We start from the raw sequence: 14867 nt of genomic DNA, 5'->3' as shown, positions 1-14867 counted from the left end.
CCCCCTTTCTTTAGTTACTTTTCTTTATATAATGTGCAAGTAAAAACATCATGACAGCGAGTGCTACTACTAATGGAATCCAGCTGTAGAGCCACAGTTTTAAAATCAATAATAGAACAAATAACCCAATCGCTAAAATCCAAACCGCCGCTGTCATTATTCCGAATGTTTGTGCATTACCTGAATCCTCAAAGCCTTTTGCCCATTCAATTTGTTTCTCAGCTTCTTTTAGTACCCATGCTTTACGATAGTCAGCTTCCGTAATCATTAAGAATGCAATCACACCAATACTTGGTAAAGCGAAAGGGATTAAAGTGGCAAGCGCAGCTTCTAATGATCTAGCTTCACCGAATACTAAAATCGGCACAAGTAAAGCACCGAATAAGAAAACGAATACCGCAATCGCATATATTAATGCACGTAATGGACGCATTGGATGACGTGTTGCCGTTTCTTGCGTTAACCCCATATAAACAAATCCTGCTGAAGGCAAAGCTAGAAAAACCATCAATACACCTGTTAAAGCTTCAATTTTTCCTGATGTAAGATAGCTTAACCCTGAAACAATCAATCCAAATAGAGCAATAACTCCTAATAATGTGTATATGGCGGCTCGTGGTCTAGTAACAAAATGTCGAAATGACATATATTGAATTTCAAAAACTTCTTTCTTTTTATCCAAACTCATTTCATCTGCAATCTTATTAATATCTGCAAACTCTGTTCTAATTTCCTTTAAAGCCTCCGTTCGTTTTAAACCAGTTGCTTCCAAGCTTTTTAAACGGTCTTGTAGATTTGTTAATAATTCTTCCTTAAAATCAATCAATTCTGGTGATTCTTCATATTTTTCAAATGCATGATCAATAAATTCTTTCAGTTCCATAATCATTCCTCCATAAATAATCGTTCTAAAATTTTCTTTGTAAACTCATAATCTTTAAGCTTTTGTTGATACAGTTCTCGTCCAAGTTCGGTGATACGATAATACTTTCTACGACCACCTTGTGTTTCATCACCCCAATACGATTGAATAAAACCATCTTTTTCTAATCGTTTATAACTGGAATAAAGAGTCGTTTCTTTTAACTCATATAAATTATCTGTCTTGTTAAGAACGCGATTATAAATTTCAAACCCATATCGGTCACGATCCAGTAAGCTCGCTAAAACTATTGTATCCGTATGTCCACGTAAAATATCGCTTGATAATTTTCCACCCATATTCTTATCACCTGTCTTTGTTCATCAAAATATTACGACTGTCGTATATAATGTTATTTTTTAAGGTAAGGGATAGCTCCCTCACCTATAATTTACATTGTATGTCACATTACTACGACTGTCAAGTGTGCGTTTTAAGTTTTATTTGTAATGATTATTTGATATTTTTTTATACGGTATTTAACTCCTCATATTGTGTATGTTATTTTATAAGATCCGATATTATATTTTACGTATATACCTTTTTTTATTCAGCGATATCAACACGATAGTTGAACACTTATTCAAAAAACACATGGATTCATGACACCAGAAACATTATCAAGAGACCGCTTTTTTAATTTAATAACCATTAATGCTTCGTCTGACACTTCCAATAGCACTTTAATTTGCCATAAGGACGACTTCAAAAAATCAAATTTTGGATAGTATTCTGATGACCTAGTACAATAACCAAATGATATTGATAATAAAACATCAACAAGTAAACGGCAATACAACCTATACTACTTGACCTAGTTCACTCCTTTTTTTTAGGTATAAAGTTCTGAACAAACCTATACCTTTTCTGATCGTGCTGAGCGTATAGATAGCCGAACACACTAAAGACAATAGCACCAAGCAGGTTGACAAATAAATCCTTCATTGTATCATGAATTCCAATATCAAGATATCCGTCATCAATCACTGTTTCAATACTATTTCCCGACTCGTCTTTACTTTCAATAACGGTGCGTTCAATATTCTCAATATGATAAACAACATTTTTTTCCGCACCAATACTTACACTATTAATTTCTTGAACAATTCGGTCTTTCTGCATATCCAGGTCCATCCAGCGGTCTGCTGAGTATTCAATAAACTCCCACATTACGCCAACAGTCATAGAAAAACAGAAAGTGACTATTGCAAGAAACAACGGGGTCAAATTCAAACCCTTGGCATTTTTATTTAACAGATAGACAAGTGAGAAACCAACACCTGCAGCTAGAAAGCCATTGAGTGTATGAAGAACTGTATCCCAAAACTTGAAATAACCGTAAAAATCGCTTAATTCTCCCAGAATAGTCGAACTAAAAATAAATGATATGATAATCAATTCTAATAAGTTGGGAACTTCAATTTTAAACACGTGTTCCACAAGTTGTGGGATAGCAAATAAAGAAAGCGTCAGTGCAAGAAGAAAAGCATCCCCCCATCTTTGCATAGGTATCTGATTGATTAGCATAAAAACAGCAATTGCACGAAATATAACATACACTGCAATAACCTTCTTGCTGGCTGTTTTCGTGCTGCTGGTAAAGAACTTTTTAAAGATTGGAATGTCAACACTAAACTGGACAAAAATTATAAGGGCTGTTGCTTAAATTCCACTGGGGTTAAATAGCCTAGTGTTCCGTGAATTCGAATATGATTAAACCAATGAACATAATCATCCAGTTCAAGAGTGAGCTGTTCCAAAGAAGTGAAATGAGCCCTGTTAGCGAATTCTGTTTTGAATACCTTAAACATTGCTTCAGCTACGGCGTTATCATAAGGACATCCCTTCATGCTCAGTGATCTCTGGATGCCAAATGTTTCAAGTGCTTCTGAAATAAGGCCATTATCAAATTCTTTTCCGCGATCTGTATGGAACATTTGAACGTCGTTCAAATTAGCTTTAATGTTCGATAACGCCTGATAGACAAGCTTTGCATCCTTATTCGCGCCAGCACTGCGCCCGATGATTTCCCGATTAAAAAGGTCGACAAATAAGCATACATAATGCCACTTGGTTCCGACACGGACGTATGTTAAATCACTCACAACGACAGCCAACGGCTTGTCCTGCTCAAACTGACGCTGTAATTCATTTTTGATCAACGCTTCATTACACGTTGATGATTTATAAGGCTTGTACTGTGCTACCGTATAGGTTGATACAAGTTTCAGTTCTTTCATCAAACGGCCAATCCGGCGACGTGATACATGTTTTGGTTGTGGTAATTTACTCAGCTCTTTCTTGATTTTTCGCGTACCATAATTGTTTCGGCTTTCTTTAAAAATCCGGGCAATCTCTTTGGAAATCTCTTCATCTTCCCTTTTAAGAGTACATTTGTTATCCAAATTGGCATGGTAGTAATACGTGCTTCTTGGAATATTAAGGACGTCACACATTGCTGATACCGAATATTTGTGAGCGTTATTTCGAATCACATCTATTTTCGTCCCATGATCAGCGCTGCTTGCTTTAAAATATCATTTTCCATCATTAAACGCTGGTTTTCCTTACGCAATCGGGCCAATTCGTTTTCCTCTTCGGAACGATTATCTTTGGAGGCGAATGAACCAGTTTCCTTATGATTTTTAATCCAGCGATCTAACGCAGAAGGCGTGATATCATACTCTCTGGCAATATCAGCACGAGATTTTCCATTTTCATAAAGCTTCATTAATTGCAGTTTAAATTCGGGTGTAAAAGTTCGACGCTGATGTGTCATACCAGCACGCTCCCTTAAATTAATAGTTTAAGTTTACTACCCCTTATTTTTTCTGTCCAACTTAGTGTAGCCTATCCATATTATATTCTAGAAAAACATTACGCTCAATCCTGTTCCAAGCAACGTCTAATAAAACAGGTATCATGTAATTCGAAACAATTGAATTTCTACAAGAATATGCTCATTTGCGTTGGATTGTTATATCCATTGATTACTTTGAACTTTTCTTCATTTTATTGCGTCTCACTTTTCACGATTGCTTATTCATGTTACTTTTTTGTGACATCTCCTAAAAAAATGGGATTTGCCCTCTGGCAAACCCCGTCATATCAACATTTCATTATTTAGTTTTTGGATCACATCATGCCCGGCGTGTTGTGAGCCGTTTTTTTGTGTTTTGCTTAATTGTGAAATGCTGTTGAATCAATGGTTTTGAGTGCCTCTTGATAAAGGTAATTGTGTGTGATATTGTATTATTGTTTATTTCTGTTACTTTTTTGTTACTTTTTTTAGTTATATCTAATCTACATAAATCCTTTAAAGTACAAAACAAAATTAACCTATGGTATTATTATGCTCTTTCAATGTTTATCAACAGGTCATTTTTATAGTAAGAATACCTTTATTAGTCTAACATATCATACCAATCAAATATTAGAGATTGAGCATCATCCCATATATTTTTAAATGGAGACTTGGGGTATAACATTATTCTTACAGCGCCTTCCTTTGAATCATTTTCTTGCCGCGGAATTCTTATAACTTGATATTCTGTAACAGTATTTGCCCTATTACCTTGTTCCTCATAATCCCTAAAAAAATACTTTCCTGCTGGTTGTAGTCTTTTATTAATTTGAGGTACAATTCTCCTAGCCAAATTGTCTAAATCAATATCTATATTTTTAGGTGGAATATAAAGTATAAGTAAAGATAAGTTAATTAATAGCGGGGACATAAATGAGAAGTTTTTAGAAAAATTTTGTAGAATATTATCAATTTCATTTTTAAATACTTTTGTTTCACCCTTCGCAGTTGGCAAGTCTTGAATATTAATGCCACTAAACCCACTTTTCCCCCCAAGCGAAAACCAATGTTTTCGATGATCAAATTCAAAATCATCAAATCCCCTTGGCAACTCTATAGATTCATTAAAATAGAAATCAACTAAATTAATAATATTAAACTCTATTTCTGTTAAAAAACTTCTCTGCGCATGATATAAATGTATATCTTCAAAATTTCTATGATTACTTTCTTCTACATGCTGTTTATAAAAATCCTTCATGTCATAATACGTTTCTAAGCTCTGTTCCCAATTTGTAAATACTTTATCGTTATGCTTTTCTAGTAATTCATCCATATCAAAATTTGAATTTTCAGCATCACAGTTAAAATCATTCCGTTGTATTTGATTAATCAGCTTTAAATCCTTTATAAAGTTAGAATAGCGCATTATTTCAATTTGAATCGATGGTTTATTGTATCTTTCTTCTATATGGTGATTAACTATCAGAACTTCCACTTGTCGGTCATCCTTAAATAATAGATTTTTACGTTTTATTTTTTTCTGTTCGAGAGGCGTAGAAAGTAAATCTAAGTAGTTTTTCGTCAAAGTATGAATGTGTGGTGGATTATTAATTGTTGAGTAAAAATCAATTTTCATAATAACTGGACTACGGAAAGCACGTCTATTTGATTCTACCATTTGATTATAAACATGATATTGAAAAAGTTGTTTATCTTTTTCATTGATGCCCTTTTTACTTTTAGGCTCCATTGGTATATCTAGCTTTAATATTTGATTAAATCGCTCTATAAATTGCATGTACTGTCCTTGACTGGTTCTATACAAATAATCTAGTTTGTTCAAAACTCACGCTCCTAATTAATTCTATTTACCTCATAACTCATTAATATAAAATTTAAATTCATACCATATTATAAAATATCAAGATAGTCACATATCAAATCAATGTAACTATCTTGATTGGTATAGAAAATTAATCAATAACTTTTTTTATTTTATGCTCAATCCTTTAAACGCTCTACCAAGCGCAATTTCACCAATCTGCCTAATCGCACCTCTTCCATCATTCATCGTATAAAACTTCACACCTTTAATCCTCACATCATCCGTTTCATCTTCAAACATTATTTCTGCTTCATGATTGTTAATGTACATAAGTAAGTCTTCTTTCCATTGCTCCTCTTCAATATTTCTACCTTTAGGTTCAATGAAAATCTGAATGAAATAGTCTGTATCCTGCAAGTACAAAATGAAGTCTGGTTGGAAACCAGCTAGATTCACTTCATCGTGATTCGTTCCAAATTGATGTAGTTTTAGTTTGTTGTTCTTTGCTGACTCTCGGTGCATGTTTTCATCCATGCGAATTAAATAGACATCACTGTACACTTCCTCTAGTTCTTCCACTCGTTCCGCAATACGATCAATTAACTGTTTTTCTGTGTTGTTAATGATTGCTGAGTCATACACAAAGTAATCTTCCTTTAACTCGTAACGTTGTACATCCTGCGGTTCATTCTGCATATACTTACCCGTGTCATACTTCGGTACACGTTTGCGGTAATTCGCAATGTACTCCTTGATAGGGTAACCAATGAACTTACCAGTTCCACGCTCCTTACTGAACCCAGCTTTAATTTGTTTAGACACGTCTATGAAATATCGTTCTAGTATGTTTAATTTCTCTACTGGAGTAAGTACACTACTATCCATTGTCAATGGAATCGTTACGTAAATCGTTCGATTAAAGACATTTAACCATTGTTCACCTAAAAATTCTTTCCTCGACTTTAGCAATGGAATATATTTTTTCAAGTTAGAAAAATGATAAAATGACAATCGATTCATAATTTTTACTAAGTAGCGTCGATCAAATGTTAATGCTACGTCATACGTATTCGAAAGATCTTCATGCACTTCCGTATCTTTGTAGGACAATTCTTTTAAGGTAGAGATATATGGTATTTTTACATCTTCTGTCGTGTTCACGCCATATTTTTCTAGAGAATCATAATAGTCCTTCTCTACTTCAACTGTTTCATTGTAGTAGATTTTCCCGTGCTTCCACACATCTGTTCGTTTGAAGGATGGTTTCACTTTTACGTCGCGTGGTGGATTTTTTTTGTCTTCACCAGTAGGCAAATTCATTTCATCTAGTGCATTCACTAAGTTCTTCAAGTACTGTGGTTCGTTAATTGTGTGGTAGTGAATCGTCTCCATGATTAGACTATCTTTCCCGTCATCCTCAAATCGGCGTGTGAAAGATCGCTCGTCCTCAAGGAGGAAAGGGTAGTACCTTGCGCCTCGTCCAATTAACTGTGCCTCTGACATTGTAGTTGCTTTTGTTCCTTTTACTTTAGGGTCATCACTTAAACGTACAATGTCAAAGAGGTTTAACACGTCCCACCCTTCTGTAAGTCTAGCCACTGCAAAAATCACACGGTATAAGTTCGATGGGCTTTCCAAACTGTTTAAAGCTTCGTAGTGTCCTTTTTCTAAAATACCTGATTGACTCGTATCATTTGCGTTAATGATACGATTAGGACTCATTTCACGTTTAATATCTCTCACAACAGCTCCAAGATCATCGTGATTACGATAATAGTCATGTGCAAGAGATAATGTTTCACTATCGTCTTCAGACGTAATTTGTGATTGTCTTTCTAAAAAGGCTTGTAATGATTCAGTGGTTAATGTGTCTACTAGGTCATTGAATTGTTCATGTGCATCGTTCGATGCATCCACTCGTTGTGACTTGAACATGATGACTGGTTTTATGTACACGTCATGTACTTCTAGAGCGTACCTTCTACGGTATTCACTTAATAGAATGACATTCAGCATATTGTCGACATCTGTGTTACTTGATTGAATTCGTTTTACATTTTTAGAGTACTTGTTCTCAATGAAGCGATCCAAAGCATAGCGATACAATACTTTGTCTTTGTACTTTTCATACACATTTTTGTTCTCTAAATCAATTGTAGCCGTGAACTCTAGTAAACGGTTGTCTTCATTTGCATTCAAGATCGTAGAAATTGCTTTCTCCCATGACTGTTCTGTTTCTTTCTCTGACTTGGTGGCAGCAGAATAGTGATGGGCTTCGTCTCCTAAGATGGCCGTTTTATCCCTAGCGTAATCTTTTTCTCCCATGGAGTTTTCCTTTTGTGTGTAAATGTCTGCGGCAACACGTTGTACAGTTGCTAGTTTTAAGTAAATGGTGTTTTTACTTTGAGTCTTTGGAAACGTCTCCACTTGTCTAATTTCAATTCGTTCCCCGCCAATTTCAATATTTGGAGTATATAGGTACTTCTCAGAGCCTTGGTTGGTTAAGTTGTCGATTGTCTTACTTAATACACCATTTGTATTGACTAGGAATAAAAAGTTTTGATAGCCATGTTCTTGGTAGAGATACAATATAAGTCCTGCCATCAGATCTGTCTTTCCACTACCCGTTGCCATATTAAATAGCACGTGATTCACGTTCCTAAAACGAAATGAAGCGTCTGTTTGTGAATAATGAAAGAAACGCAAAGCGGCATCTTGATAATATCTAAACGTGTGAACCATGTTTTTTGAAATGTATGTAGGTGTCACCCAATCAAGTTGTTCATTAAATAAACTTTCATTTAGCCGTCTTAGTTCTTCATAAAGCGGTAAGGGCAATTGTTTTTTCTTTTTAGCCACAATTATTCACCACCTTCGTAAAAGTTTTTGTTAAAGGAGTAATCACTGTCATTGATTAAGTCACGAACATTTTCATCATCGATTTCAGAATAGTTATAGTAGAGTTGGTTCTTGTCGATGATTTTAAGGAGAGTTCTCTTTTGATCATCAAGTGAAAGTTCGTGTAATGTGTCTTTCACTGCTTCTAAATCGACACGGAAGTCAATCTCGGCTTCTTTTAACATGAATTCCAATACTTCATGTAATTCAGTTTGTGTTTTTGCATGTTGAATGGATATTAAGAAACCTCTATTTTTTTCCATTAATTCTAGATAGACAAAACTTCCGCCACCTTGCCATTCAACGTCTTTCGAAATTCCACCCTGTTCACCCTCAATTACTTTTTGTAGACGTGGTACTGACACTGTATTTATGTAATCCATCTGTTCAATTCCGATGTAACACCGATTCATTTTGTGAGCTACTGCTTGTGTGGTTGCAGAGCCCATGAAAAAATCTAAAATTAAGTCATTTTCTTCTGTGCAAAGTTCAATGATTCGTTTAATTAACATCTCTGGTTTCTTGCCATTTGTAAAAGAGACTTCTCCCTCTTTATTAATATTATTATACTGTAAATCATCCCATAGATTGCCAGCATTTTCTTTTCGAACAATGTCACCATCTGAATTTCTATACGTTATATCACTTAACCAGGTAAATAGCCTTCTTTTAGGTCCTTTGTAGTATAGAGACGTTACTTTACCCTTGTTTCTTCCGGTTGTCGGCACATACTCAATACTCGTAATATCTGCGTCCGTTTCCATTGCTTCCATGACTCTTTTTCGAATTGATGATTGAGCGTTTGTTGTATCAAAAATTTTACCAATATTATCATAATAGGCTTTTCTTAAGTCACCATTGTATTTCTTTTTCGCTAATTCATTTATATTCATAGTAGTTGACTCTCGATGCTCATACATCTTTATTGAATTTCCTGAACCATCTTTTATTTCTCCTAGATATTTTCGCTCCCCCAGATGAGTTAAAACTTGTACATACTTCCAACTTATCCCTTCACCTTTGAGTCTATCTATATACTGCATTAGTTCTTGTTCCTTCTGGGGTGTGGACTTCAGGTAAAATTCTTCTTCATCTTTAGAGTACATAAGAATATATTCGCAGTTATTTTGGAGAGATCTTCCTTGATGACTTCCACTGACCCCTGCAATTTTAGCCTCAATTGTTATCATGTTTTTAAAGTTGTTTCCTCCAAAGACGTTATCCATTAAAATTTTCAAATAAGATTGTTCCATATCATCACATTGAACAAAAATGGCACCATCTTTGCTTAAAAGATCTTCTGCAACTTCTAACCTATTTTTCATAAATGTTAACCAAGTGGAACGGTTAAATTTGTCATTATAGTTAAAGCTATCATTACCTGTATTATAAGGTGGATCTATGTAAATCATTTTAACTTTTCCAGCATATTTCTCTTTCAATGTATGTAAAGCTAGTAAGTTATTTCCCTTCATGATTAAGTTATCATCTTCACTAAAGCTATTAATCTTATGTACGCCATTTTCATCATACTTTTCCGCATTGACTAAAATCTTCTTATCTAACAAGGTATCTATTTCTTCCTTAGCAATGACTTCATTTAAAAAAGGTTCATCTGGACGTAAATCATCTTTGTCCGTGTCTTCTTTACTCATGCTTGCCTTTAACACGGTGTCTTTGTAAGGGAAGTCTAGTACGACATCTGTTGATTCATCGATGAATTTTCCACCTGCCGTTAATCCAATCTTCTTGGAGTACTTTGTATATGAATCCTGCCAGTACTCGTCTGCTTCAAATAGTTCAATCAACTTATTTGTCTGCATGACGATGTTTCCTGCAATGTCAATTGTAAAGTTGTTTTTAATAGTTTCATTTGTAACGAATGCTTCAAGCAATGGTGCATCATAACCATCTAAGTCTTGAATGACCTTATTTTTGTTGACAATATCTCCAATGAAATACTTGTCTCCAAACTGTTGTAATACGTGTTTAATTGCTTCATTTATCTTTGTATTCAAGTGTATTCCCTCCATTATCTAATAAACACCACATAATTTATTAAATTATCTCATTATATTTAATATGTTTTTGATTTAATTGAAAGATCAAAAATCCCTCATCATTGGTCTACGTTTATATCAGAGCTTTTTTATTCTATTCACTCCAATTATAGCAAAATAATATACTTTTACATCATTTCCATGCCCACTTCTTGAATATCCTTATTTTTATCTGTTTTCTTACGCTCTTCCAATTTCACATCTTCTTTTAACAAATATGAGTTATAGACATTATCATCAAGAACTGCTTGCTGTTTTTTAGTTAGATTTCCAACATCTTTCAATTGATGATAAGCATTTAAGTATTTATCTTCACCTACTTTTAATTTTCCTGCATCGACTACTTCCAAGTCCGAATCTCTTATTTCCGGAAACATGGCACTGTATTTCGTTTCGTAAACCTGACTTTTTCCCTGATATTTCTCTTCTAATTTCCCTAGCAGTTCATTACCTTCTGCAAATTCCATCATCGTATTATTTTGTAGCTCTGGGGCCTCCGACTTTTCTATAAACATTTGTGGTTTCTCAATATCCAAGTCATAGCCTTTTAACCATGCCTTACACTTTACAACGTGATCAAATTCTTCCGTCCAAGCTTCGTTCGTTGAATTGTCTACTCCAATAACTACATCGCCATCCTCACGATAATACAAGCCTTTTGTATGTTCTTCTTCCATATGATCAATGATATAATCCATTGCTTCTTGATTAACTTCTATGAGTTCTGATGTATCTTTTCTATCTTGAATAGCTTGCAAGAATAAATTTTTTCCGTTTCCCAAACTTTTTGCTTGCTCCTTCATCAACTCAGGTTCCATTATTTCGATAAACTCGATCGATGTAGCACGAACTTCCTCTAACAACTTTGCTTTATCTTGCAGCTCTTTTCCTTGTGTCCAATTCGCTAGATAACCTAGAGAATAATCACTTGTATCAATATCAAAATAAGAGGCTACGGCATAGGCTGTCATTTCTGCTTGGAATTCCTTTTCTTCTGATGAAAGATTCATACGATTTTCTGCCGAGCTGTGTAATTTCGCATGTGCCAATTCGTGCAGCAATGTTTTCACGTTTTGTAACTCGCCATTACGAGGGTTCAATCCAATATGATTCTGTCGATTTCCCATACCATAGTAAAAAGCACCTTTTGCGGATCCTAATTCCTCTATTGGCTCACCAATTGTTACATCAAAATTGTCTCCAACTTCTTTCATAGCTTTTAGCATAGCTTGATAGTTTGCTACATTCCCTTCCATCCATTTGTTCGGGAAAATTTCAGGTAAGTCACTCGCTTTAGCATTTGTTTGAGAAATATCAAACACACTTCCTTTACCAAAATACATTTTTCCATCCTTCTTCTCCAATTCTCCTGCCTTTATACGCTCTTTTTCTTGAGTGGTGGCATATTTGATACCTTTCCACTTCCCATCGTCTCCCTTAAATTTAGGCTTTGTCTTATTTGGAACTAAAATTCGGATTGCTTTCTCACCCTTTTGCACTTGAAAGCCTTTCTCTTTCCAAAACTTATAACTTCCAACAGCTTGTGCACCACTAAACTGATTTTGAATAAGTGCTGTATTACGTAATGAATAGTGATAAAACTGCATCATAAATTCCAGATGTTCTGCCATTTGTTCAGGTGTTTCAAAATATGATGCGATAGATTCATTCATTGTTTCTGTTAACTTTTTAATTTCTTCACGTTTTTGTTCAAATGTTTTTTTCTTCATGAAACTATCCTCCTCAAAATAAAATCAAAACCACCAGTGTGAACTGGTGGTTTGCTCTGCGGCTAAAAGCCTCTTTTACCGGCCTTGGCCTTAAAGGCCCACCGAATGGTCCTCCCTCTTGCACCACACTCACTCGCTGATTCTAAAAGAATCTCTTATTTCTTTTTATTTTTCCTCCCAGTAAAAGGGTCATATTCTTCAAATAACGTTAACTGATCACTCATATAGTCTTCTCTAAGCTGATTTCTTATATATTCTTGAATTTGATTTTTATTTCTTCCCACTGTATCTACAAAGTAACCTCGACACCAAAATTTGCGATTACCATATCGATACTTTAAATTAGCGTGCCGGTCAAAAATCATTAAACTACTTTTTCCTTTTAGGTATCCCATAAATTGAGACACGCTCAACTTTGGTGGGATACTGACTAACATATGAATATGGTCCTTGCATGCATTTGCTTCATGTATTTCAACATTTTTTCTTTCGCATAGTTCTCTTATTATTTCTCCTATACTTCGTTTGTATTTTCCATATATAATTTGCCTTCTGTATTTTGGGGCAAAAACGAGATGATACTTACATCTCCACTGTGTATGTGCTAAACTATTCTTGTCCTTCATTGGACATGCCTCCTTCTATGACGAGATCTGGTGGTCGGGAAACCAACCTTATCTTACCATGAAGAGAGGCTTTTTTTACCCCACGCTGGAAGCTCTTTGGAACCCCCGGCATAGCCAGGGGTTTTCAAATACCATAAATAAAAGGCCTCCCATCATTGGGAAGCCTACATTTCTAATTCGTTACTATTATTTTTATCTAGTGAAGACTTTTCTTTATCGTTACTTAGTACTTGTTTTTTTCTCCAAATGCTTGCAAGTCCAATGTCGCCTTATTGAAATGATCCTCTTTCATCATTGTTTCCGCGTCTTTTCCTAAAACTTTTATAAAATGCTGCTCTTCTTTCGTTTGTGGTACCTCGGTTATATGATTATAAAATTTTACTCTCACAAGCTCATTATTTTTTGTCATCATTAAACAATTCGTATCTTTTACATAAGTGATTTCCGCTTTATTTGTTTCTTTTTCATTCATCCTCATATTTCATCCATCCTTTCTACAAAATAAAAAAAGAGCTCCTACTAGGGAACTCAGTTTGTACTTCCATTTTATTACAACAATTGGTTTCTAACTATCTAGAATCACCTTTTCACGTTCCACATCCAACGGAATCAACGCTTCGTCATCTTCCTGAAAAATCGCCTCGATTGCATCTTTTGTCATCAGATCAACTTCAATTTCTACCTCTCCAGCATCAACAATGAAAATAACACTATCAGTTTTTATTTCTTTTATATAGCCCAAATCATGCATTGGTCGTCACCTTCTTCTGAAATTCAAATTTTACTTTTTGACCTTCTGCATCATACCGCAAAAAGGCATCAAACTTTTTCCCTTTCTTACTTTTAAATCCCTTAATGAGATTTGTCCTTTCCCCGTTCAATAACTTCTTTATGTTAGATTGACTAATTGTTTTACCAAGGACTTTCTTTGGTAAGGTAAATGTACATCCGCCCTGATAATTCGTACACCCATAAAACTTCGCCTTATCTTGGATCATGCCATTTTTACAAGATGGGCATTTACCAAAATTAGACTGTTCCTCTACTTGTTGCAACACTTGCTGCATATGGCCAATTTTCGCTGGTGCATCTTCCATAAGAGACTGGATCATCTGCTTAATTCTATCCAAAAATAATTCTTGCGATCCTTCATTCTTTCCGATTTTCTTTAAATAGGTTTCCCATTTCGCTGTCATCTCTGGGCTAGCAAGTAACGTTCCTTCTACAGCCTGACAAAGTATCTTTCCTTTATCCAATACAGTCACTTGATTCTTTCTGACCTCAATATACATTTGGCGTTTTAATGTTTCTATGATGCTTGCTCTTGTTGCTTCTGTTCCAATTCCTTCACTTTCTTTTAATGTATGCTGCAATGCTTCGTCATTTACTTCTTTTCCAGCGTGTTTCATCACGTTAATAAGTTGTCCCTCGGTATAATACTTAGGTGGCTTTGTCTTTCCTTCTGCTATTTCCACATCTACCTGGCACGCTTGGCCTTTTTCCATTAATGGTAAGACCGTTTCTTTTTTCTTAGTCTGTCGATTCTTAAATAGTGATTTCCAGCCTATTTGTTTCTCCACTTTTCCAGTTGCTTCAAAGTTAATCCCTTTTACATCAATCTCTACTTTTGTTTCTTCATATTCGTAATCAGGTGCAAACATAGCCAAGGTGGTTGCCACTACTTCTTGGTAAATGTTTCTTTCCTTTTCATTCAAGGACCCTATATTAGCCGTTTGTTTCGTTGGTACAAGGGCATAGTGTTCTTCAAATCAAGAGTATATTAATAATTTTTCTTATTTAATAATATCCAATTCATCGAATATATGTGTTTAATGTATTGCATAAAGAGGATCAAAACATATAATTCTACAAGAATACAAGAATGCAAATCAAAAGAAGAAAGTTACGAAAAAAGCTTACTGAAATTCAATCGTTATAAGAAGAAGTTATAAAACAAAAAACGTGTGGGCATTATGAGCAACTTTATAACAATATAGTTG

General features: G+C 34.8%; 12 protein-coding genes and 1 pseudogene. All 13 read right to left on the bottom strand.

The annotated features are described in order from the left end of the window. Positions 1 to 10 precede the first annotated feature (10 nt). Positions 11 to 883 carry a hypothetical protein gene (locus tag KQI49_RS09305; RefSeq protein ID WP_216488255.1) on the bottom strand — a complete coding sequence of 291 codons (873 nt, stop codon included), beginning with the start codon at positions 881 to 883 and terminating at the stop codon, positions 11 to 13. A 2-nt stretch (positions 884 to 885) separates the two neighbouring features. Then, entirely contained in the window at positions 886 to 1221 is a 336-nt protein-coding gene (locus tag KQI49_RS09300) for a PadR family transcriptional regulator (protein ID WP_216488252.1), read from the bottom strand. A gap of 520 nt (positions 1222 to 1741) precedes the next feature. Beyond that, on the bottom strand, positions 1742 to 2482 hold the full coding sequence (locus KQI49_RS09295) for a DUF2238 domain-containing protein (protein ID WP_371817545.1): 741 nt from the start codon (positions 2480 to 2482) through the stop codon (positions 1742 to 1744). A gap of 86 nt (positions 2483 to 2568) precedes the next feature. Next, positions 2569 to 3701 (bottom strand): IS3 family transposase gene (locus tag KQI49_RS09290; protein WP_371817544.1). Its coding sequence is split into 2 segments (ribosomal slippage): positions 2569 to 3455 and positions 3455 to 3701, totalling 1134 coding nucleotides; the frame shifts between segments, so codons are not numbered across the junction. A 625-nt stretch (positions 3702 to 4326) separates the two neighbouring features. Beyond that, a complete protein-coding gene (locus KQI49_RS09285) occupies positions 4327 to 5571 on the bottom strand; it encodes a hypothetical protein (RefSeq protein ID WP_216488248.1) in 1245 nt (414 codons plus the stop codon). 147 nt (positions 5572 to 5718) lie between these two features. Next, positions 5719 to 8412 (bottom strand): DEAD/DEAH box helicase family protein, encoded by a 2694-nt coding sequence (locus tag KQI49_RS09280; protein ID WP_371817543.1) that lies wholly within the window; start codon positions 8410 to 8412, stop codon positions 5719 to 5721. 2 nt (positions 8413 to 8414) lie between these two features. After that, on the bottom strand, positions 8415 to 10469 hold the full coding sequence (locus KQI49_RS09275; RefSeq protein WP_216488246.1) for a site-specific DNA-methyltransferase: 2055 nt from the start codon (positions 10467 to 10469) through the stop codon (positions 8415 to 8417). Between the two features lie 170 nt (positions 10470 to 10639). Beyond that, on the bottom strand, positions 10640 to 12241 hold the full coding sequence (locus tag KQI49_RS09270) for an LPD25 domain-containing protein (RefSeq protein WP_216488243.1): 1602 nt from the start codon (positions 12239 to 12241) through the stop codon (positions 10640 to 10642). 155 nt (positions 12242 to 12396) lie between these two features. Further along, positions 12397 to 12867, bottom strand: coding sequence for an IS200/IS605 family transposase (gene tnpA, locus KQI49_RS09265; protein ID WP_216488241.1), 471 nt, complete (start codon positions 12865 to 12867; stop codon positions 12397 to 12399). Positions 12868 to 13090: 223 nt separating this feature from the next. Further along, the gene (locus KQI49_RS09260) at positions 13091 to 13345 is read right to left on the bottom strand and encodes a hypothetical protein (RefSeq protein WP_216488239.1); all 255 of its coding nucleotides are present in this window, start codon (positions 13343 to 13345) and stop codon (positions 13091 to 13093) included. Between the two features lie 87 nt (positions 13346 to 13432). Further along, on the bottom strand, positions 13433 to 13618 hold the full coding sequence (locus tag KQI49_RS09255; protein ID WP_216488237.1) for a hypothetical protein: 186 nt from the start codon (positions 13616 to 13618) through the stop codon (positions 13433 to 13435). Then, on the bottom strand, positions 13611 to 13865 hold the full coding sequence (locus KQI49_RS18760) for a topoisomerase C-terminal repeat-containing protein (protein WP_256439002.1): 255 nt from the start codon (positions 13863 to 13865) through the stop codon (positions 13611 to 13613). Before KQI49_RS18760 ends, KQI49_RS09255 begins: the two co-directional genes overlap by 8 nt. Positions 13866 to 14006: 141 nt before the next feature. Continuing rightward, positions 14007 to 14621, bottom strand: a pseudogene (locus KQI49_RS18755) (DNA topoisomerase); the annotation flags it as partial. Between the last annotated feature and the right edge of the window lie 246 nt (positions 14622 to 14867).

Origin of the sequence: Virgibacillus sp. MSJ-26, from assembly GCF_018918075.1 — a bacterium.
Lineage (GTDB): Bacteria > Bacillota > Bacilli > Bacillales > Amphibacillaceae > MSJ-26.
Note: the sequence above shows the minus strand (reverse complement) of the source record. Positions and strands in the feature narration are given on the sequence as shown.